Raw genomic sequence first — 19,519 nt, forward strand, 5'->3', positions numbered from 1 at the left:
CCAAGCGCTTCAGCGGAGGACCTATCGGCGACGGTCTTCGTCAGTGAACGCGACGACGCTGCTTTGCTTGGTGCCGAAGCGGATTCCGGTGGCGTCCTTGCCGATCGCCGTCAATAGTGCGACGGCGAGCAATACCGGCACAATCGTCGCGGCCAACGCGAAGGGATAGCCGTGGGTGGCGGCCAATCGTTCTTGAATGGGCAAGTTGAATGCCGCCAGCACATTTCCCAGCTGATAGGTGACCCCGGGGTAGAAGCCCCGGATCGCGTCCGGCGACATCTCCGTCAGGTGCGCCGGGATGACACCCCACGCACCCTGCACGACGAGTTGCATCAGAAACGAGCCGAGGCACAGCATCGCCGCGCTGTGCGAGTAGGCGAACAGCGGCACGATCGGTAGCCCCAGCAGCGCGCAGAACACGATCGTGTACCTGCGGCCGAATCGTTGGGACAGTGTGCCGAACGTCAGCCCGCCGATAATGGCGCCGATGTTGTAGGTCACCACGATCCACTTGGCGGTGGTGCTGGACAGCCCAGCGCCGCCATTGTGCGTGGTTGACAGAAACGTCGGATACACGTCCTGGGTGCCGTGGCTCATCCAGTTGAACGCGGCCATCAGCAGCACCAGATAGATGAACCGACGGACGATGGCGGCGTCGCGCAGCACATCGCGGATTCTGGTCTGAGTCACCCGCATTCGGTCCTGTTCGGCCTCCCACACCTCGGATTCCTTCACCCGGTACCGGATGATCAGACTGACCAGCGCGGGGATGATGCTCAGCCCGAACAGCCAGCGCCACGACAACCCGAGCCGGTCCATCACCAACAACGACGCCAACGTCGCGAGCAGATAGCCGAACGCGTAGCCCTCCTGCAGCAGGCCGGAGAAGAAGCCGCGTCGCTCGGCCGGAACCTTCTCCATCGCCAGCGCAGCGCCCAGACCCCACTCACCGCCCATCCCGATGCCGTAAAGCAGCCGCAGGATCACCAGCACAGTGAAATTCGGTGCGAACGCACACAGGAAACCGACCACCGAATAGAACGCCACGTCCACCATCAGGGGCAGCCGTCGGCCCACCCGGTCGGCCCACACCCCGAACAGCAACGCGCCCACCGGCCGCATCAACAGTGTGGCGGTGGTCAGGAACGCGACCTGGGTTCTGCTGTGGTGGAAAGTCTTTGCGATATCGGCATAGACCAACACAACGAGGAAGTAATCGAAGGCGTCCATTGTCCAACCCAGCAGCGCGGCAATGAACGAGTTGCGCTGATCGTTGGTCAGCGGCAGTTTTCTGGGCACCCGCACCATGTATCACACCGTCGGCTGCGGCGTGGGTGCTCGGAAGGAAATCAGCTCTTCTCGATGCTGTCCCAAAGCTCGACCATGGAGTGCAGAATCTCCTCGGCGCGACCCAGCCCGGCCAGATGACTCTCACCGGGCAGGCGAAACAACTCCGCGTCGGGCAGCCGGTCGACCACGTGCTGCCCATGGGCGAACGGGACGATGTGGTCGCGATCGCCGTGCCACCACCGGACCGGGGTCTTCACCTGCTCGAGCCGGAACCCCCAGTCCCGGGCGAAGACAATGACGTCGGCGAACGGCGCCGCCAACTGCTTGCGGCTGCCGTTGAGCAGATCGTCGAGGAACATCGCCTGGAATTCCGGTCGCACCAGCAGACGGCGATCGGCCTCAGGCGACACCCGGGCATACGCATAAAGCGCGGTGGTGGCAACCGGCCGGATCAGCCGGATCAGACCGACCGCCGCCCACCGGATCGGAAATCCCGCCACTTGCAGCAGCGGTGCCACCTGCGAACCGAATGCCATCACGCCGCCCCCGACGGCGTCCGCGCCGACGGTGGGGGCGACGCCACCGAGCACTCCGACCGCCACGACGCGATCGGGTATGGCCGCCGCGCAGCCGAGGGTGTAGGGCCCGCCGCCGGACAGGCCGATGACGGCCATCTTGTCGATGCCGAGGGTGTCCGCCATGGTGCGCAGGTCATCAGCGAATGCGGCGACGGTGTCGTATTGGTAGGGCGTGGATGCGCCGATGCCGGGTCGGTCAACGCCGATCAGGCGGATGTGGTTCTCCTCGGCGTAGACCCGGGCTTCGGTCGGGATCTGCCGCCGCGCGCCCGGGGTGCCATGCAGCCAGAAGATGGCGCGTCCCTGCGGGTCCCCGAACTCGGCGAACCCCAGCTGACGATCGTCACCGACCGCGATGTTGCCTTCCAGCTTGGGACGAGCAATAGCGATAACCATGACCGCAGTGTTACATAGAGCGCACCAGGCAGCGGTAGGAGTGACGCATGCAGATCATCGACGCCGACGGACACGTCGCCGAGAACCCGTCGCTGGCGATGGAGGCCATGAAGCGCTGGCCGGACCACGTCAAGGCCAGTCCCGACCGCAAGCCGAGGCTGGTGATCGAGGGTCGCAAGTATCCGGAAGACACCGGCCCGGGCGCCGGTTGCCCGCCCGAGCACGGAATCAGTAACGCGTCGGACATCAACTGCAGATCGGTCGAAGGCGTGCTCGGCGACGCCGATCGCGACCAGATCAACACCATGGTGCTGTATCCCAGCCTCGGCCTTTGCGCGCCCAGCATCGAGGATCCGGAGGTCGCCGCCGGGTTCGCCCGCCTCTACAACCAGTGGATCGCGGATTTCTGCGCGCCGGCGGGCGGCAGGTTGCGCGGCGTCGCGGTGACCCCGATCGAGCATGGGCGCGCGGCGATCGACGTGATGCGGGAGGCCAAAGATCTCGGGCTGGTGGCCACCCTCGTCCCGCCGGCGCTGAAAACGCGCAACCTCGACCACCCTGACCTCGATCCGTTTTACGCCGCGGCGGTAGAACTCGACATGCCGCTCGGCATTCATGGCGCGCCCGGCATCCATCTGCCGAAGATCGGCGTCGACCGCTTCACCAACTACATCCAGGTGCACTGCATCAGCTTTCCGTTCGACCAGATGACGGCGATGACCGCGATGGTCTCCGGCGGTGTTTTCGATCGGCATCCCGGATTGCGGGTGGCCTTCCTCGAGGCGGGTGTGGGCTGGGTGCCGTTCTTCATCGACCGCCTCCACGAGCATTTCGAAAAGCGCGGCGACTGGATCGAGCGTGGCTGGCAACGCGATCCGCAGGAGTACGTGCGTGCCGGCAACATCTTCGTGACCTGCGAGCCGGAGGAGCCGATCCTGCCCGGCGTCATCGATGTGCTCGGCGACGACTTCATCATGTTCGCCAGCGACTACCCGCACTGGGACGGCGAATGGCCCGAGAGCACCAAGCACCTGCGCACGCGCCCGGACATCAGCGAAGCAGCCCGCGCGAAAATCGGCGGGCTGAATGCGCAGCGCTTCTACGGCCTCAACTGAGGCCGATCAGCGCGCCTGCCATTTCGGAGGTCGTTTTTCCGCGAAGGCACGCGGGCCTTCTCTAGCGTCCTCGGTCGCGAAAATGCGGTCGCTGTGCCGAGTTTCGTTGGCATACGCAGATTGCAGATCAAGCGCCAGGCCCTCGACAGCTGACTGCTTCGTCGCCGACACGGCAAGCGGCGCGTTGGCCGCGATGCGCTCGGCGTACTCATAGGCGGTGTTCATCAACTGGTCCGCCGACACCACACGGTTGATCAGACCGATGTCAACCGCGCGCTGGGCGTCCACCATGTCCGCGGTCAACAGCAATTCCATCGCAAGCGGGTAGGGCATCTGGCGGGGCAGTCGCACGGTGCTGCCGCCGCCCGCAAACAATCCGCGTTTCGGCTCCATCACGGCGAATCGCGCCTCGGGCGCGGCGATGCGGATGTCGGTGGAGGTCAGCATCTCGAATCCGCCCGCGACACACACACCGTTGACGGCTGCGACGATCGGCTTGTAGATCGGAAACTGGTGCAGGACAGCGTGAATGGCGTCGGTCTTGTTCCATCCGGCGGGCTGCGGTAAGTCGCCGGTCAACTCCGGAATGAACTTCTTCAGATCGGCTCCGGTGCAAAAGTCGCGGCCAACACCGGTGATAACGGCAACCCAGCCATCAGTGTCGTCGCGAAAGGCGGCCCAGGCGTGAGCCAGGTCGCGGAAGTGCGCCATGTCTAGCGAATTACGCGTCTCGGGCCGGTTGATCGTGATCGTCACGATGCGGCCGTCGCGCACGTAGTCGATGCTCACCGCGTCCTTCGAGATTTGCAGTCGCTATCTTTGCAATGATAGTAAATCACCTCGGCAGTGCTCCGGCCATCGCGTGGTACCGGAGTTAGCACTCGCATAGCCCGGACTGCTAGTTGAACGCACGCGCAGTATCCTGATGCGGATCGACGCCTTTGCCGATACCCTCTTTCGTGCAGCTGTCGAGACGGAAGTGGTCGAGGGCCGTCGACCCGAGCTGAACACCATCCACGAACTGAGGGACCATGGCCGAATTCGATCCACATGAAGGCGAAGCGCAAACGATTGTGAATCTCGCCGAAGCGGCGATGCACATGTACCGGTTTGCCATCGATTCTTTGCCTTTCCCTGAGGACAAGAAGTTTCAGAAGCGCGCCGAAGTGGTCCTGACCGGCATGCGGAAACTGCGCGCGGCGCTGACGGAGGCGGCTAGCCACAGCAGGCCGAGCCCCACGGTGATGATGGCGCTCAGCGATGTCCGCCGACGCTACGACGATCTGATGGAGCGTGCCGCGGACGCCCCCGGATCAACCCTCGGCCAACAGCTCTACAACGCACGCATTCACGCCAAGTTGACGGCACAGGAGGCGGCCTACGGGATGGGACTTCCACCCGATCTGCCCGACGAGCTCGAAGCCGGGGGCACTCCGACCGACAAGGAGACGCCGCTGATACAACAGCTGATTGCGGCGATCCGCACGGTCGCGGGACTTGGGGAAGCCGAGTATTCGCAGCCGCACGTCGACGAGCATGTCAGCGGCTGGGAGGAGGCACTCGTGGTGAACGGCGCCGGCGAAGAAGCCAACGCCACAGCCCACTAACTCACCGACTGGCTCGCAGTCACCGAATAGGAAGTCCCGTCAGCGCTCTGGCGATGACGAGTCGCTGAATCTCGCTGGTGCCTTCAAAGATGGTGAAAATCTTGGCATCGCGGTGCATCCGCTCGACCGGATAGTCGCGGGTGTAGCCGTTGCCGCCGAGGATTTGGATCGCTTCATCGGTGACGTACACCGCGGTCTCACTGGCAAACAGCTTGGCCATCGAGCCCTCTGCTGAGGTGAACGCTTTGTCGTTTCGCTGCATCCAACTGGCCCGCCAGACCAGCATTCGCGACGCGTCGATGCGGCTTTTCATGTCGGCCAGCTTGAACGCGATGGCCTGAAATTCGGCGATTTTGCGGCCGAACTGTTCGCGCTGGCCGGAGTATTCCAGCGCGTACTCGTAGGCGGCGCGCGCGATGCCCAACGCCATCGCACCCACGATGGGACGGGTGCGCTCGAACGTCATCATCGCCGCTTGGCTGGAGGTGCGATGTCCTTCTTTGATTTTGGCGATCCGGCGCTCGAATCGCTCTCGGCCGCCAAGGATCAGCTCGCCGGGGATGCGGACATCGTCGAGCACGACCTCAGCCGTATGGGATGCCCGGATACCGTGCTTCTTGAATTTCTGGCCTTGCGATAGACCCTTTGTGTCGGGCGGGACGATGAACGTCGCCTGCCCCCGCGTGCCCAACTCGGGTTCCACCGATGCCACCACCACATGGACATTGGCGATTCGCGACCCAGGGCGCCGGCGTGCTGGCCGCTGAACTCTGGGGTAACGATGGCGACCAAGCTCTCGAATCGGGCAGCACTTCGGCCCGCGGTGATCGCCGCGGTCAATGGCTTGTTCGGGGATGAATTGGCCGAGCGCGACCGCCCGCTCGCGGGGACGATGGCCATCCGGCGCCGCGGCAACGTGGTGGCGCCGACGGCCGACTGCCTTGCAGCCGCGTTTCCATCGGCCAGCTCGCGGGTCGTGGTGTCTATGCACGGCTGGTGTCTGACCGAAGGGTCTTGGTCTCGCCACCCGAGGACACGGAGGGAAACGACAGCCGCAGCTATGGCCAACGGCTGCGCGACGGCCTTGGATTCAGCCCGGTTCAGCTGCGCTACAACACCGGCCTGCGGGTGTCGGTCAACGGCCGGACGCTCGCGGAACTACTGCAGCGATTGCACACTCACTGGCCGGTTCCTATTACCGAGCTGGTGCTGGTCGGCCATTCGATGGGCGGGCTGGTAGCGCGCAGCGCTTGCCATTACGGCGCCGAGCAACTGCACCGATGGGCCGAGGCGGTGAGTCATGTCGTGTGCCTGGGCTCGCCGCATCTGGGGCCGATCTGGAAAAGGGCGTAAGCGTCGCGTCGTGGGCGTTGGCCCGGTTCCCCGAAACCCGTGCCATTGCAACCTTTTTGAACGCGCGCAGCGACGGAGTCAAGGATCTGCGCTTCGGCGCATGTCTTGACGAAGACTGGCACGACGCCGATCCGGATGAGTTCCTGCGGGATCGTTGCAACGAGGCGCCGTTTCTTCCGCACGCCACCTATCATTTCGTGGCCGCAACGGTCACGCCGCCGCTGCTCGGGATCGTCGCCGGCGACCACCTGGTGCGGCCGCATAGCGCATCGGGCCGCGGTAGATCACGGCGCATTCCCTTTGAGGAAGAGCAGGGACTGACGCTGACCGGGTTGAATCACCTCGACTTGCTGAACCATCCGCTGATCTACGCGAAGCTGCGGGACTGGCTGGCCCGCTAGGGAATCGTTGCGCCGCCGGGCGCCGCGGCGATGTGGGCCGCCACCTCGACCGCGACCGCCAGCGTCTCGGGGTCGTCGGCGGCCGCGTAGCGTCCGGCGGCGGCGTCGTAGCGGGCGCCGGCGATCGATCCGTGGTCGGCGGGTAACTCGACCACTTCCACCGGCCATTCGCTGCGCCGCAGGGCCGAGGCGAAGTCCCAGGTCGCCGCGACCGGAATGACCTTGTCGGCTAGCCCGTGCAGCAACCTGAAAGGGCGGCGGCGCGTAATGCGGTCGAGCTGGGTGGCCGGAACCCGATCGAAGATCGGGTCGCTGACCATGAACGCCCCGGCGAGACAGACGGTGTGCGCGAAATCGATTCCAAGCTCAGGTGCCTGGACCGTCAGCCCGGCAGCCGCTACGCCTCCCATCGACCAACCGACGAGTACCAAGCCGTCCGGGTCGTCGACGCGGTCGCGGGCGAAATGCACAGACCTCAGCAGGTCGGCGCGCCCACCGTCGTCGGCGTAAGAGTTCCAGTCGGGAACCACAACGCCTAGGCCATGGCCGGCAAGCAGCTCGGCGAGCGGCCGGACGGTGGCGCGCGCGTCGGGCTGCTGGCCATGCCACAACAGAACGGTTTGCTGAGACGGGTTGCCGAAAATGTCCGCCAATCGACCGGCGGCGTACTCGACGGTCTCCATACCCTCCAGGCTGCCCTACCGGCTAAGCCATCACGGCTTCGGTGGTGCTGGCGGTGCCGGTGCTGGTGGTGGTGGTGCTCCGCCTCCCAGCAGAGAGCCGAGGATATTCAACGGAAGGCCGGCCTGCTCCGGCGTCTTGCCCGGGTCGGGGACCGCCGCGTCGTCCTTCTGCCATGGCTGGCAGCCGTCGGTTTTGAACGCCTTATCGGTCGGGTCGATCCGCACCACCTGCGGCTTTTTGCTCAGCGCGTTGTCGACGAGCTGTTTGCCGTCATCGCCGGTGCCGATCCGCTTCCAGTAGCAGGTGCCATTTCCGATTGGCCCGGCGGAGGTGTAGGTGCCCGGCACGACATCGGTTCCCACCGCGAATGTGCCGTCGTGATCGATGGCGGTCTTGGGCCCCGGCCCCGGCGGCCCGGGGGCCGGTCCGGGCGGCGGCGCGGGTGGATCGGCATTGGCAAGGCCGGCGGTCGCACCCCAGCTCAGCGCAATAAGCGTCGCGGCCGCGACAGCGGTTGACTTCGACCTCACGAATAGCAGCATACGGGGTTTGCCCGGCCCGCGCCGGAGCCTGATTGCGCTGCTAGGCGGTCTTGGTGAGCAGCGGCAGAAGCATCCGGCGGCGCGCGGTGTTGGCGTCGGCGAAGTAGTGCAGCGCCTCGTGAACCGACTCAAAGATGGCGAAGCTCGATTCCTCATGGGTGATCAGCAGCGCGGTGTTCACCGCTTGGCTGGGAACAACGGCCCAGTCCAGCTCGCCGGCACCGCACACGTCATCGACACGGTAGAGAAGCCGAACAGCTTGTGCTGCAAAGCAATCCAGGCCCGACAGGTCTAGGACAAAAGGCTTGTCCGGCAGGATGAATCGCTTGGAGTACTCGCTGACCTGGTCGACATTCGTCGCGTCGACTATGCCGGTGATCGTTACGACGGTTCCCAGGCTGCGGCATTGGGCTCGCACCGCAGCACCGTTGCAGTCAAAAGGAAGAGGGGCGTGACGCGGTGCCACGCAAGCACCCGCCGTACCAAGCGAATCGGTCATGAGCGTCCCCCAGTTTCCAAAAGCTGTTGCTGCAATATCGGGTCGAAGAATGACCTCAACCTGTTTGAGACGCTAATTGGCTACTCTAAGGTCACTCGGTCCAGCCTTTAATACTTTGCTAAGAAACATTTTTCAGTTACCGGTCGGTAGCCCTTAGGCCAGTCGTCTGACCGGCCCCGCATAGCTCAGCGCGTGCTCGTAGATCTCGAGGTTGTCCCGAGAAATCTTCGCGTGCACCGGACGCTCGAGGAGGAATCGCAGCACGGGATTGAAGGCGTGATAGGTCTCGTGGAAGGTCAGCACGGTGCTGCCGTCGGCTTGCTCTTCCAGTTCGTGGTATCCGTCGGCGCGCGACCATAGCGGCTTGCCGATCGCCACATAACGCGAGAGCTGGTTGATCTTCGCCTCGGTGACGGTCTCCCACGAACGACCCTTGCCGCCCGACAGCAGATATCTAGGCACGGGAAAGACACACGTGCGGACCAGACCCTCGCCGGCCTCGTCGCCCTCGTTGAGGATCTCCATGCTGCCGGTCGGCCACTCGAGCACGCGCGGCTTGGGCGCGTTCGGCGGCACCGGTGGGTGCAGCACCCGCCACACCTTTTTCGGGGGTGCGTCGATGTGGAATCGCACGGTGTAGGACTGCATCAGCCTTCACCCCAGCTGTCCCAGTAAGTGATGCTCTCCGCCGGCGGCCGGACGGCTGGCCGGAAATCCGTCCCAATCGTGTAGGCCACCGGGAACAGCGCGGCCTGGGTGACCGTGTCCGGGATGCCCAGCAGTTCCGCGACCTCCCGCTCCTTGGCCAAATGCATTGTCGTCCACACTGATCCGAGACCGCGAGAGCGAAGTGCGAGCAAGAAACTCCAGCCGGCCGGGATGATTGACGCCCAAGCCGACGCGGCGGTCAACACGTTGGAGTTATCGATGCGGTTCTCCAGGCAGGGGATGACATGCACGGGAACTTGGCCGAGTGTGTCGGTGAGGCTGAAAGCGCTGGCGTACACCCGCTGGGTTTGCGGATCGGACGTGTCCTTGGCGGCCAGTGCAAGATACTCAGCGCCGATGCTGCTGTAGATCTCCGCGATCGCCGCGCGTTTGTCGGCGTCGGTGATCACCAGCCATCGCCAATCCTGCGTGTTGCTTGCCGTCGGCGCTTGCATCGCTAGTTGTATGCACTCGAGGAGCACCTCCCGACCCACCGGCCGGGTCAGGTCGAGACGTTTGCGCACCGACCGGGTGGTGCTCAGCAATTCATCGACGGTGGCCTTATCCATCCCGTCCAACCTCGCCTTCCCGCTGTGCTCAGATGTCGATCGCGCACGACTGATCGACGCCGAGCACGGTCAACGAACGGCCCAGACCGAGGAACACCGCCAAACACAACGTCAGATCGAGGACTTCCGGGTCGGTGAACAATCCGCGAAGCCGGCCGACGAACTTGTCGTCAATCGACCCATGGTCGGTTGCGAAACGCTCGGCGTACTCGATGGCCAGTCGTTGCCGCGCCGTATAGCCCGGGTAGGTGGCGTAGGCCGCGACGTTCTCATACAGCTCCGGTGCCACGCCCGCCTCGAGCACCGAATCGGCGCGGAAGTCCGAGCACGCGACGCAGTCATTGATCTGCGCAATCCGCATCCTGGCCAGCTCGCGCTCGTCCGGGGGCACAATGCTCTGCTGGTAAGCGCCCCGAATCATCCGCTCGACCATGTCGCCGAGTTGCGGTCGCAGCGTCCAAATCATCGCGGCCTCACCACCGGGGCCATCCGGCACATCAAGCCTAGCCATGGCGACGATGCGGCCGGAACGGCCGAGGAGGAGTCGGGCAATCAAGCCGGGCCATGCTTGCGAGCAAACCAGATGTCTGGCGTGACTGTCCAGGTCGCGGACCGTGGACAGGACGGGACGCCGGAGTTACCGTCCGTCTGAGCGAAAGCGCGGCGCAGCGCTCGCACAGGAGGTCTCGCGGCATGCTGTTCGTGCACGAGGTGCACAAGGTGCGGGGACGCGCCGAGGATGAGTTCGAGGCCGCATTCCGAGACGGCTGGATGGCCATGCTCGGTGCCGGTGACGAAGCCCGGTTGCTCTGGTACGCCAACCAGGCCCACGGCAGCGGACCCGCCTACACCGTCATCACCGTGACCGCCGTTCGCGACGGAGCAGCATGGGAACGCCTGGCCACACGGATTCAGAAAGGCGCTCTGCGGCAATGGATGCGCGAGCTCGACGAGCTCCGCCACGACGTCGACGCCAAGCTCCTCGTTGCGCTTCCGTGGTCGCCACTTCAGGACATCGCATTCGACGAAGTGCCCGTCGATGGAAGCGAACACGAGCTGACCCTCTACATGGAGGACACCATGTGGCCGTACGAGGATAAGTTCGTCGAATACATCGACCGCTGCGGTGAGGTGTACGCCAAAGGCCTCGACCGGCCGGCGTCGATGTTGACCATCCAGGCTGCGTTCCAGCCGGTGTTGGGCAGTCACCTGCGTCGAGAAGTGGTGCTGATGCAGCGCATCCGCCAGCCGGAAGCGCTGCTCAACCTCCTTCGGACCGAGATCCCACCGGACTACCGCGCACCGGGAACCTGGATGTACGACGCATTGGATCTGCGCGACCAATGGACCAGCCGGCTGCTTCGCACCTCCGCGTGGTCACCCCTGTATTGAGCCGCGAATGAACATCAGCATGCTCATCGACGCCGTCGCTACCGGTGATCCCGACCGCGTCGCGCTCATCATCGGCAAGCGCGTCACCGGTTATGGCCAGCTCGCGGCGGCTGTGGAACGGTGCGCCGCGGGTCTGGCCAACCACGGCGTGGCAGCCGGAACCCGCGTCGCCGTCGTCGACGGCGGCAGCCTGCTCTCCATCGCATCGGTTTTCGGCGCGGCGCGCATCGGTGCGGCGGCCGCGCTGATGAACCCCGCGCTCACACCAGCAGAGCTGCGGGTCCTGATCCAGAATGCGGGATGTGCCGACGTCGCGATCGCGGGAGAAGATTACGTCGATCGCCTCCGTGCAGCAGGCGCGAGCACGGTGTTGACAACCGCTGATCTGTTGAGCGACAGCCCGATTCCCGCGGCGAAGACAGCGGAGGAGACCGACGACCGCGACGCGCTGGTCTTGTTCACCAGCGGTACCACCGGGCTCCCGAAGGCGGTCGGAATCACCGACGGGCACCTGAGCACGCGAATCCGCGGAATGGCGCAATCGTTCCGCGCGGACACAGCACCCACGGTGACGATGATGTGTGTCCCGTTCTTCCACGTCGGCGGCTCCCTGGGCATCCTCGGCAGCCTGTACTCGGGCAACACCTCGGTCGTGCAGGAGCGGTTCGACGCCGCCGAGTGGTTGCGGCTGGTGCAGGAGCATCGGGTACACACCGCATTCCTGGTGCCGACGATGCTGCAGCGGATCCTCGACCATCGCGACTTCGCCGGCACCGACCTCAGCTCGCTGATCGCCATCGCCTACGGAGCGGCGGCCGCGCCCGTCGCATTGGTGCGCCGGGCAATGGCCGCCCTGCCACACGTCGCATTCGCCAACGTGTTTGGCCAAACCGAAACGCTGGGCGCCTACACCACCTTGTTGCCAGAGGATCACCGCGACCCCAACCGGGTGGGCTCGGTCGGGAAGCCGCTGCCCGAGGTTGAAGTCCGCGTGGTCGATCCCGACACGGGGACGGACGTCGACGCGGGAGTTGTCGGCGAGTTGTGGGTCAACACCATTCAGAACGTCACCGAAGGCTGGCTGCATACCGGTGACCTCGCACGGCGGGATGCCGACGGGTACATCTACCCCAGTGGCCGGCTCAGCGACACGATCAACCGCGGGGGCGAGAAGTTCGGGCCGATCGAGGTCGAGGAAGCACTGCGTACCCATCCGGCGGTGAGCGACGTCGCGGTCGCCGGCGTCACCGACGAGGAGATGGGTCAGCGGGTGGGCGCGGCCGTGGTGGCTGACCAGCCCGTGACGCTCGAGGAGCTCCGAACGCATTGTCGTCACCGGATCGCCTATTTCAAGCTGCCTGAGCGACTGATGATCGTCGACGGCATCCCGTACAACGCGACCGGCAAAGTGAACCGCCGGCAGCTCGCCGTGTTGATCGCCGACAACGCCTGAGTGGCCGAAAGGACTCGCCGTGCTGTTCCTTCACGAAACCCACCGAGTCGTCGGCGCCCGCGAGGACGACTTCGAGGCCGCCTACCGCGAAGGCTGGATGCCCACCTTGGCGCAGGAACAGAACGCTCGATTGCTCTGGTACACCAACCATGCGCACGGCTCGGGAGTGGCGTACAACGTCGTCACCGTCACCGGGATCGCCGACGGCGCGGCGTGGGAGAGCCTCGCCCGCCGGGCGCAACGAGGCGATCTGGCGCCGTGGATGCGCGAATTGGACAACCTACGCCACGAAGTCACCGGCAAGATCCTGCTGCCGGTCGAATGGTCGCCGCTACAAGAGGTGGACCTGATGACCGTGCCCACCGACGGTGCAACGCATCCACCGAGTTTGTTCATGGAAGACACCGGATGGCCGTACGCCGCGCTGGACGACTACATCCGCTCGTGGGACGAGATCTACTACCGGGTGCTTTCCAAGGCCCCACCCGGTAGACGGGTGCTCGAAATCCAAGCCTGCTTCCAGGTGGCGCACGGGAGCTACAAACGCCGAGAGGCGATGCTGTGGCAGAAGATTGACGCGACCAACGACTACGCCACCCTCAAGCATCTGCTGACGACCGACATCCCACCCGAGCACCGCGGACCGGGCACATACATGTTCGAGGCCCTGAAGTATCGCGACCAGTGGGAGAGCCGCTTACTTCGGACCTCTGCGTGGTCACCCCTGTACTGATCGAGGACTAAACCTGTTTTCTCCGTTCAGGATTCGATAGGCGTCAGCCGCCATCTCGACGACGATGTCAGCCGCCGGGCGAACTTCATTGATGCGTCCGATCGCCTCACCGACGAACATGGCGGCGATGTCGAAGTCCTCTGCAGCGACACCCTTTTCGAAGGTCTCGATCGCTTCGGGCAACGACGCCGAAAGTTGCGCCTCGTTGCCATGCCAGCCGTCGCAGAAGGGGTTGCTCAACGTTCGCTCGTTGTACTGGGGCGGCCAATCCAGCTGCCGCACAACGTCATAGACCCGCGTGCGGTAGGTGTTGTCGCCACCGGCCCGAAGGGCTCGCTCCTGCGCCCGCGGCGACACCAGCGCCTCAGACGAGGCCCAAAATCTGGTGCCGGCGAGCGCGCCATCGGCGCCAAGCGTGAGCGCCGCCGCGAGCCCACGCCCGTCGGCGACACCGCCGGCAGCCAGTACCAGCGTTTCGGGTGAACGTTGCGCCGCGAGGTCGACGACGTCGGGCACCAGCGTGAACGTCGAGCGCACAGTCATGCCATGCCCACCGGCCTCGCCACCCTGGGCCACCAGGATTTCCGCGCCGGCATCCAGAGCCTGACGCGCCTGGTCGAGCGTCTGCACCTGGGCAATGAGTGGGACGCCGGCGGCGTGGATACGGTCGGCGAACGGCTGCAGATCGCCGAACGACAGCATGATCGTGGCCGGTTGCCGCTCCAGCGTCTGATCCAGCAGCTCGGGCTTGCGGGCCAGGCTCCAGGTGATGAAACCGCACCCAACCCGCGTCCCCTCGGTCAGGTCGAATTCGCGCTCTAGCCAGTCCGAGTCGCCGTAGCCGCCACCAATGAGACCCAGGCCGCCCGCTCCCGTCACCGCGGCAGCGAGCCGGCCGCCCGAAATCATCGCCATCGGTGCGGCCAGAATCGGGTGTTCGATCCCGAAGAACTCGGTAAGACGAGTAGTCAATGGCATGGCGGCACTCACTTGAGCTCTCCGGTGAGGAACTGCGCCCGTCCATAGCCGAATGACCAGTCCTCGTCGTCGTTTTCGGTGATCGAGACGATCAGATCCGCCGGGTCGAGCCCGCACCGCTCGGCGAGATGTGATGCCAGCAGCTGGTAAAACCGTTCTTTGAATTCGCGCGGTCGTCGCCTGCTCACGACGTGCAAGACGACCTGCTGAGCTGACCGGTCGATGCCGAGACCGGTGTCCCAGGTGACGATCTCGTGAGCGGGATGGGTGTTCACCACCTGGTAGCGGTCGCGTTGCGGGACCTGAAAGGCTTCGACCACGGCCTCGTGGATTGCGTCCAGCAGTTCCTGAATCTCGGCCGGCGTGCGGCCTTCGATGATGTCGACATACAACAGTGGCATCTTTTCTCCTGACTCTGGTCTCCCGATGCTTCGGGACGCGGGGTGCGCCCCTCATGCCACCGACGTTAGACGCGGCAACAGGCGCTGTGAAATGCCCGCTGTAGAGCATCTATGCTTGTCAGGCATGAGCGCGCTGGGTAGCAGCCGAGTGGAACTGCGACACCTCCGCGCGTTCGAAGCGGTGGCTCGGCTCAAGTCGTTCACCCACGCCGCCGGCGAACTGGTGATCACGCAGCCAGCGTTGACGCGCACGATTCAGCAATTGGAAGACGCGCTGGGAGTGACACTGCTCGATCGCAGTTCGCGGCACGTTGAAGTGACCGCCGCCGGGCGGGCCTTCGTCGACTACGCGGAACGGATCCTCGCCGAGCTGGAACGCGGCATCGACGCTGTTCGGCAACAGGCCAGCATCCGCTTGGGGTTCAGCTGGCTACTGCCCGACCCATGGGCCCAGCAGACTGTCGTTCGCTTCGAGCAGGCCACTGGCATCACGGTCACGCTGGTCCGCACCGACGATGCGCTGGACGCCGTGCGACAGGGAAAGATCGACGTCGCGGTAGTGCGTGGACACGACACCCCGGCCGGCGTGCGCGTGGTGCACCTGTTCAACGAGTCGCGGGTGGCGGTGTGTTCGGTTAATTCCCGCTTGGCGAACGAATCGGAATTGGACTGGGCCGATGTCCCACAGTGGCCACTGGTCGTCAATGTCGCCAGCGGCACCACCGGACCGTGGTCGTGGCTGGCTGGAGCCGGGCCGAAAACCATTGTGGAGACAGGCAATTTCGACGAGTGGATCGAATCGGTCGCCGCCGACCGGGGCATCGGTGTGATCCCGGATCTAGCCGTCAGACGCAACATTCATCCGGGCGTGCGATTCATTGCGCTGCGCGGCGCCCCACCAAGCCCGGTCGTGCTGGCGTTTCTGCCCCGCGCGCATAGCGCCGCGCTGCGCCGGTTCGTCGAGGCGGCCGTGCAGGCCGCACGACACCCGGACGCATCGATTACGAAATGACGCCTCGCCTCGCAGCGAAATGCGCAGCGCCCGCTGGCCGTCCAAACACCGCTTTCTCAGGAGCCACACCGGGTTGACAACTCGCCATTCGGGTGATCGCACTGATACCCTCCCATCGCCGTGGTTTTGTCGGGTCGCGTGGAGTTAACCGCCCGGACAGGTGGCGCAGCAGCACAGATGAAGCGGCAGTGGCGATGACGACCAGTGGCCTGACGGAAAGAGTGTTGTGCGCAGCGGAGAGATAAAGGCCCTCACGGGACTTCGCATCATCGCCGCCGTGTGGGTAGTGCTGTTTCACTTCCGGCCGATGTTGAGCGATGCGTCGCCCAGCTTCCGCGACGCCCTCGCGCCGGTGCTCAACTGCGGCGCGCAAGGCGTCGACCTCTTTTTCATCCTCAGTGGATTCGTGCTGACCTGGAACTACCTCGATCGCATGGGCCGGTCGTGGTCGGCGCGCGCCACCCTCCACTTCCTGTGGCTGCGGCTGGCCAGAGTGTGGCCGGTCTACCTGGTCACGTTGCACCTCGCCGTCCTGTGGGTGATCTTCACCCTGCACGTCGGTCACGTGCCGTCGCCCGACGCCGGGCAGCTCACCGCGATCAGCTACGTGCGGCAGATCCTGCTCGTGCAGTTGTGGTTTGTGCCGTTCTTCGATAACTCGAGCTGGGATGGGCCGGCCTGGTCGATCAGCGCCGAATGGCTGGCCTACCTGCTGTTCGGACTGATCGTGCTGGTGATTTTGCGGATGACGCAGGCGACGAGGGCGCGCAGCCTGATGTTGCTAGCGTTCGCGGCGTCGCTGCCGCCGGTGGTGATGTTGCTGGCCAGCGGCCACTTCTACACACCGTGGAGCTGGCTGCCACGAATCGTGACGCAATTCACCGCCGGCGCCCTCGCCTGCGCCGCCGTGCGCAGGTTGCGGCTGACCGATCGTGGTCGCCGCATCGCGGGCTACACCTCCCTGCTTCTGTTGGTCGCCATGGTGGGCGTCCTCTACTGGTTCAGGGCGCATCCGATATCCGGGGTCGTGGAGAACGACAGCGGCGGAGTGGTCGACATGCTGTTCGTTCCGCTGGTGATAACCCTGGCGGTCGGCCTGGGCAGCCTGCCGAGGCTACTGTCGACGCGGTTGATGGTTTATGGCGGTCAGATCTCGTTCTGCCTGTACATGGTTCACGAGCTGGTGCATACGGCCTGGGGATGGGCGGTCGAGCAATTCGAGCTCACACCGTGGCATTCCGATTCCCCGTGGAAATGGAACGTCTTCGGCCTGGTGGCGATCGCCGTGGTTATCTCGGTCCTGATGTATCACTTCGTCGAAGAGCCCGCCCGCCGTTGGATGCGCAGGATGGTCGACTTCAGCGGCCCGAACGCCCACGCCCAGACCGATTCGGCGGCTCAACCCGCGACCGGCAAGCTGCAATCGGTCGACCGGGCGCTGGAGGCGCGCGCCGGGTAGCGATGGGCTCCGGACGCGAACGCTGCTGCGCCCCAGACTGATCAAGTACGATCCCTGTGGCACGGGCCCCTGGGTGTCCCGTGCCCGTCGACGAAGTGGGGGCCTTGACCTGCGCTGACCGGCTCCCACTCGGCGTCCAACTGGACACCCGCGCGTCGGCGGCGCAATGGCTTGTTTTGCTCATACGAATGCGGCACGCGGTCGAGGGGTGAACAGTGCAGGTAGCAGTGGTTCGGCTAGCGCCGGTGGTGATCTCCCTGGCGCTTGTCGTCGGAGTGGTCAGCCACCGACCGGCGCTGGCACGGCCGTATCAGCCCGCGGCCCGGGGCACCCCGATTGACCACGTCGCGGTGATCGGGGACTCCTACACCGCCGGCACGGATGAAGGCGGGCAGGGCTCGAATGCATGGACCACCCGCACCTGGCTGGCGCTCGCTCACCAGGGCGTTCAGATCTCGCCCGACGTGGCGTCCGAGGGCAGAGCCGGTTACGTCGTCCGCGGTGACCACGGCAGCGTTTTTGAGGATCTGACTGGCCGAGCGGTCCACCCCGACGATGCGCTCGTGGTCTTCTTCGGCTCCCGCAATGACCAGGGCGTGAATGCTATGCAGATGGCGGGCATGGCACACGACACTTTCGATCTGACGCGGCGCATCGCGCCCTCGGCGAAACTGCTCGTCATTGGGCCGCCGTGGCCGACCGCCGATCCGCCGTTCGACGTCTTGTACGTCCGCGACACCCTCAGAAGCCAGGCCGACTGGGCGGGGGCAACGTTCATCGACCCGATCGGCGAGGGCTGGTTCGTTGGTAGGCCCGACCTGATCGGCCCTGACGGGGTGCATCCCAATGACGCCGGACATGCGTACATGGCAGAAAAAATCGCCCCGCTGATACGTGCTCAGTTGTCCCGGTGGGCCTGAATTCCGGCGCGCAGTCAACGCGTTTCGCAACTACCGGGTCTGGGGTACCAGCGGGTGCACTTGACGAGACTGGGGATTGCGCATGAAGTCTGAAGTTCGGACGACGCTGGCATTGTTCGGCGCTGCCGCGATGCTCATGTTTCCGGTTGGCTGCGTAGTCGGCGGCAAGGGCGTGCCGACGCACGCCACGACGACAACGACCACGACGACAACCACCCCCACGACCACGACGACAACCACTCCTTCATCGACCGTCGAACCCGCACCTGAGCCACCGCCTGCCCCCGGCGACGGCGGGCCGGGCGGTATCACCGGCGGCGGTGGACCTAACGGCGGCAGTGGCAGCATCCCCGGCGGTCCCACCGGCGGCGGCGGACCGGGCGGCGGCTGGGGTCAAATCCCTGGCGGCCCCAGCGGCGGCGGCGGACCTGGCGGCGGCCACGGTTGTGTACCGGGCGTGGGTTGCGGCGGCTGGCCGTGATCGAGCATCGCCGTTGAGCTAGTCACGGGTTGCATGGCAGGTTTAAGGTTCGGGCAACTCGACTGCTAGGGGACCGCACATGGCCAAGCTCAGGTTTGGGTACTTCATCGCACCGTTTCACCGGGCGGGCACCAACCCGACACTGGCGTTGCAGCGAGATCTCGAATTCGTCCAACACCTTGACGCGCTCGGCTTCGACGAAGCGTGGATTGGCGAGCATCACTCGGCAGGCAGCGAGCTCATCGCCTCGCCGGAGATCTTCATCGGTGCCGCCGCGGAGCGGACCAAGCGGATCAAGCTCTGCACCGGCGTCATCTCGCTCGCGTACCACAACCCGCTGTGGGTCGCCGACCGGCTGATGATGCTGGATCACTTGACCCACGGCCGCGCGATCGGCGGCGTGGGACCGGGATCATTACCCAGCGACTCGTCGATGATCGGGCTGACGCCCACCGACACCCGAGAGCTGCTGGAAACCAATCTGGACATCGTCGTCCGGCTGCTGCGGGGGGAGACGGTTTCCGCCAAGACGCCCACGCACGAGCTGCATGACGCCCGCTTGCAGCTCGCCCCGTACTCCGACGGGGGTGTCCCGCTGGCGGTCGCCGCCGTCGCCTCGCCGACGGGGGCGCGGTTGGCCGGCAAGCATGGCATCGGCTTGCTGTCCATCGGGGCGACGCTGACTATCGAGGGCTTCAACGCGCTGCAGTATCACTGGGACATCGTGGAAGAGCGCGCGGCCGTATTCGGCACCCAGGTCGATCGCAAGAATTGGAGCCTGGTCGGGCCGTTCCACATCGCCGAAACCGAGAAGCAGGCGCGAGACGACGTGAAATTTGGCCTCGAGTCATGGTTCCGGTACTTCCAGAAGGTGGCCGCGTTCCCGCAGATGACCATGCCGGGCGAGCAGATCGACGAGATGATCGACGTCATCAACGACAACGGCGC

Annotated in this window: 23 protein-coding genes and 1 pseudogene; 12 read left to right on the forward strand and 12 right to left on the reverse strand. The window is 65.1% G+C overall.

Annotated elements, in window-relative coordinates:
• Nucleotides 1-21: 21 nt before the first annotated feature.
• Both VKI00_RS11655 and VKI00_RS11660 read right to left on the reverse strand, forming a co-directional pair.
• Nucleotides 22-1,281 (reverse strand): MFS transporter, encoded by a 1,260-nt coding sequence (locus tag VKI00_RS11655; protein ID WP_324437636.1) that lies wholly within the window; start codon nucleotides 1,279-1,281, stop codon nucleotides 22-24.
• A gap of 68 nt (nucleotides 1,282-1,349) precedes the next feature.
• Nucleotides 1,350-2,264: an alpha/beta hydrolase gene (locus VKI00_RS11660; protein WP_324437612.1), complete on the reverse strand. Its 915-nt coding sequence runs from the start codon at nucleotides 2,262-2,264 to the stop codon at nucleotides 1,350-1,352.
• A gap of 47 nt (nucleotides 2,265-2,311) precedes the next feature.
• On the opposite strand from VKI00_RS11660, the gene VKI00_RS11665 reads away from it, so the two are divergent.
• Nucleotides 2,312-3,379: an amidohydrolase family protein gene (locus VKI00_RS11665; protein ID WP_324437613.1), complete on the forward strand. Its 1,068-nt coding sequence runs from the start codon at nucleotides 2,312-2,314 to the stop codon at nucleotides 3,377-3,379.
• Nucleotides 3,380-3,385: 6 nt separating this feature from the next.
• Here VKI00_RS11665 and VKI00_RS11670 read toward each other — a convergent pair whose 3' ends face one another.
• Entirely contained in the window at nucleotides 3,386-4,168 is a 783-nt protein-coding gene (locus tag VKI00_RS11670; RefSeq protein WP_324437614.1) for an enoyl-CoA hydratase/isomerase family protein, read from the reverse strand.
• A 242-nt stretch (nucleotides 4,169-4,410) separates the two neighbouring features.
• On the opposite strand from VKI00_RS11670, the gene VKI00_RS11675 reads away from it, so the two are divergent.
• Nucleotides 4,411-4,986 carry an XRE family transcriptional regulator gene (locus VKI00_RS11675; protein WP_324437615.1) on the forward strand — a complete coding sequence of 192 codons (576 nt, stop codon included), beginning with the start codon at nucleotides 4,411-4,413 and terminating at the stop codon, nucleotides 4,984-4,986.
• Nucleotides 4,987-5,005: 19 nt separating this feature from the next.
• On the opposite strand, the pseudogene VKI00_RS11680 reads toward VKI00_RS11675, so the two are convergent.
• Nucleotides 5,006-5,719 (reverse strand): annotated as a pseudogene (locus tag VKI00_RS11680) (acyl-CoA dehydrogenase family protein); the annotation flags it as partial.
• Between the two features lie 263 nt (nucleotides 5,720-5,982).
• On the opposite strand from VKI00_RS11680, the gene VKI00_RS11685 reads away from it, so the two are divergent.
• Nucleotides 5,983-6,339: a hypothetical protein gene (locus VKI00_RS11685; protein ID WP_324437616.1), complete on the forward strand. Its 357-nt coding sequence runs from the start codon at nucleotides 5,983-5,985 to the stop codon at nucleotides 6,337-6,339.
• Between the two features lie 17 nt (nucleotides 6,340-6,356).
• Complete coding sequence (locus tag VKI00_RS11690; protein ID WP_324437617.1) at nucleotides 6,357-6,740, forward strand: hypothetical protein; 384 nt, start codon at nucleotides 6,357-6,359, stop codon at nucleotides 6,738-6,740.
• Here the strand turns inward: VKI00_RS11690 and VKI00_RS11695 are convergent.
• The 6 genes from VKI00_RS11695 to VKI00_RS11720 form a co-directional block, all read right to left on the reverse strand.
• Nucleotides 6,737-7,423 (reverse strand): alpha/beta hydrolase family protein, encoded by a 687-nt coding sequence (locus VKI00_RS11695; protein ID WP_324437618.1) that lies wholly within the window; start codon nucleotides 7,421-7,423, stop codon nucleotides 6,737-6,739. The two genes, VKI00_RS11690 and VKI00_RS11695, sit on opposite strands and share 4 nt — an antisense overlap.
• Nucleotides 7,424-7,453: 30 nt before the next feature.
• Nucleotides 7,454-7,954: a hypothetical protein gene (locus VKI00_RS11700; protein WP_324437619.1), complete on the reverse strand. Its 501-nt coding sequence runs from the start codon at nucleotides 7,952-7,954 to the stop codon at nucleotides 7,454-7,456.
• Between the two features lie 52 nt (nucleotides 7,955-8,006).
• A complete protein-coding gene (locus VKI00_RS11705) occupies nucleotides 8,007-8,384 on the reverse strand; it encodes an STAS domain-containing protein (protein WP_324437620.1) in 378 nt (125 codons plus the stop codon).
• 234 nt (nucleotides 8,385-8,618) lie between these two features.
• Nucleotides 8,619-9,113 carry an SRPBCC family protein gene (locus tag VKI00_RS11710; RefSeq protein ID WP_324437621.1) on the reverse strand — a complete coding sequence of 165 codons (495 nt, stop codon included), beginning with the start codon at nucleotides 9,111-9,113 and terminating at the stop codon, nucleotides 8,619-8,621.
• Complete coding sequence (locus tag VKI00_RS11715) at nucleotides 9,113-9,742, reverse strand: nitroreductase family protein (RefSeq protein WP_324437622.1); 630 nt, start codon at nucleotides 9,740-9,742, stop codon at nucleotides 9,113-9,115. The genes VKI00_RS11710 and VKI00_RS11715 overlap by 1 nt, the downstream gene beginning before the upstream one ends.
• 28 nt (nucleotides 9,743-9,770) lie before the next feature.
• Nucleotides 9,771-10,253 (reverse strand): carboxymuconolactone decarboxylase family protein, encoded by a 483-nt coding sequence (locus VKI00_RS11720; RefSeq protein WP_324437623.1) that lies wholly within the window; start codon nucleotides 10,251-10,253, stop codon nucleotides 9,771-9,773.
• A 182-nt stretch (nucleotides 10,254-10,435) separates the two neighbouring features.
• On the opposite strand from VKI00_RS11720, the gene VKI00_RS11725 reads away from it, so the two are divergent.
• Genes VKI00_RS11725 through VKI00_RS11735 form a run of 3 tightly spaced genes read left to right on the forward strand, consistent with a single transcriptional unit; the run spans nucleotide 10,436 to nucleotide 13,320 of the window.
• Nucleotides 10,436-11,134, forward strand: coding sequence for a hypothetical protein (locus VKI00_RS11725; protein ID WP_324437624.1), 699 nt, complete (start codon nucleotides 10,436-10,438; stop codon nucleotides 11,132-11,134).
• A gap of 7 nt (nucleotides 11,135-11,141) precedes the next feature.
• On the forward strand, nucleotides 11,142-12,587 hold the full coding sequence (locus tag VKI00_RS11730; RefSeq protein ID WP_324437625.1) for a class I adenylate-forming enzyme family protein: 1,446 nt from the start codon (nucleotides 11,142-11,144) through the stop codon (nucleotides 12,585-12,587).
• Between the two features lie 19 nt (nucleotides 12,588-12,606).
• The gene (locus VKI00_RS11735; protein WP_324437626.1) at nucleotides 12,607-13,320 is read left to right on the forward strand and encodes a hypothetical protein; all 714 of its coding nucleotides are present in this window, start codon (nucleotides 12,607-12,609) and stop codon (nucleotides 13,318-13,320) included.
• Here VKI00_RS11735 and VKI00_RS11740 read toward each other — a convergent pair.
• Together VKI00_RS11740 and VKI00_RS11745 are read right to left on the reverse strand one after the other, a co-directional pair.
• Nucleotides 13,306-14,298, reverse strand: a complete 993-nt coding sequence (locus VKI00_RS11740) for a nitronate monooxygenase (protein ID WP_324437627.1) — start codon at nucleotides 14,296-14,298, stop codon at nucleotides 13,306-13,308. The two genes, VKI00_RS11735 and VKI00_RS11740, sit on opposite strands and share 15 nt — an antisense overlap.
• Before the next feature lie 8 nt (nucleotides 14,299-14,306).
• On the reverse strand, nucleotides 14,307-14,699 hold the full coding sequence (locus VKI00_RS11745; protein WP_324437628.1) for a tautomerase family protein: 393 nt from the start codon (nucleotides 14,697-14,699) through the stop codon (nucleotides 14,307-14,309).
• 124 nt (nucleotides 14,700-14,823) lie between these two features.
• Here VKI00_RS11745 and VKI00_RS11750 point away from each other — a divergent pair, with 124 nt between their 5' ends.
• The 5 genes from VKI00_RS11750 to VKI00_RS11770 form a co-directional block, all read left to right on the forward strand.
• Nucleotides 14,824-15,711, forward strand: coding sequence for a LysR family transcriptional regulator (locus VKI00_RS11750; RefSeq protein ID WP_324437629.1), 888 nt, complete (start codon nucleotides 14,824-14,826; stop codon nucleotides 15,709-15,711).
• A gap of 226 nt (nucleotides 15,712-15,937) precedes the next feature.
• Nucleotides 15,938-17,170, forward strand: a complete 1,233-nt coding sequence (locus VKI00_RS11755; RefSeq protein ID WP_324437630.1) for an acyltransferase — start codon at nucleotides 15,938-15,940, stop codon at nucleotides 17,168-17,170.
• Between the two features lie 227 nt (nucleotides 17,171-17,397).
• On the forward strand, nucleotides 17,398-18,090 hold the full coding sequence (locus VKI00_RS11760; RefSeq protein ID WP_324437637.1) for an Rv0518 family GDSL lipase: 693 nt from the start codon (nucleotides 17,398-17,400) through the stop codon (nucleotides 18,088-18,090).
• A gap of 82 nt (nucleotides 18,091-18,172) precedes the next feature.
• Nucleotides 18,173-18,571 (forward strand): hypothetical protein, encoded by a 399-nt coding sequence (locus VKI00_RS11765; RefSeq protein ID WP_324437631.1) that lies wholly within the window; start codon nucleotides 18,173-18,175, stop codon nucleotides 18,569-18,571.
• 79 nt (nucleotides 18,572-18,650) lie between these two features.
• A partial coding sequence (locus VKI00_RS11770; protein WP_324437632.1) for an LLM class flavin-dependent oxidoreductase occupies nucleotides 18,651-19,519 on the forward strand: 869 nt, incomplete at its 3' end.

This window comes from Mycobacterium sp., from assembly GCF_035314665.1.
In the GTDB taxonomy this organism is placed as follows: Bacteria; Actinomycetota; Actinomycetes; order Mycobacteriales; family Mycobacteriaceae; genus Mycobacterium.

Coding starts and splice junctions, on each gene's coding strand:
- VKI00_RS11660 (WP_324437612.1), bottom strand. CDS start 2,264: ATGGTTATCGCTATTGCTCGTCCCAAGCTGGAAGGCAACATCGCGGTC.
- VKI00_RS11665 (WP_324437613.1), top strand. CDS start 2,312: ATGCAGATCATCGACGCCGACGGACACGTCGCCGAGAACCCGTCGCTG.
- VKI00_RS11675 (WP_324437615.1), top strand. CDS start 4,411: ATGGCCGAATTCGATCCACATGAAGGCGAAGCGCAAACGATTGTGAAT.
- VKI00_RS11695 (WP_324437618.1), bottom strand. CDS start 7,423: ATGGAGACCGTCGAGTACGCCGCCGGTCGATTGGCGGACATTTTCGGC.
- VKI00_RS11710 (WP_324437621.1), bottom strand. CDS start 9,113: ATGCAGTCCTACACCGTGCGATTCCACATCGACGCACCCCCGAAAAAG.
- VKI00_RS11715 (WP_324437622.1), bottom strand. CDS start 9,742: ATGGATAAGGCCACCGTCGATGAATTGCTGAGCACCACCCGGTCGGTG.
- VKI00_RS11720 (WP_324437623.1), bottom strand. CDS start 10,253: ATGGCTAGGCTTGATGTGCCGGATGGCCCCGGTGGTGAGGCCGCGATG.
- VKI00_RS11725 (WP_324437624.1), top strand. CDS start 10,436: ATGCTGTTCGTGCACGAGGTGCACAAGGTGCGGGGACGCGCCGAGGAT.
- VKI00_RS11730 (WP_324437625.1), top strand. CDS start 11,142: ATGAACATCAGCATGCTCATCGACGCCGTCGCTACCGGTGATCCCGAC.
- VKI00_RS11740 (WP_324437627.1), bottom strand. CDS start 14,298: ATGCCATTGACTACTCGTCTTACCGAGTTCTTCGGGATCGAACACCCG.
- VKI00_RS11745 (WP_324437628.1), bottom strand. CDS start 14,699: ATGCCACTGTTGTATGTCGACATCATCGAAGGCCGCACGCCGGCCGAG.
- VKI00_RS11750 (WP_324437629.1), top strand. CDS start 14,824: ATGAGCGCGCTGGGTAGCAGCCGAGTGGAACTGCGACACCTCCGCGCG.
- VKI00_RS11765 (WP_324437631.1), top strand. CDS start 18,173: ATGAAGTCTGAAGTTCGGACGACGCTGGCATTGTTCGGCGCTGCCGCG.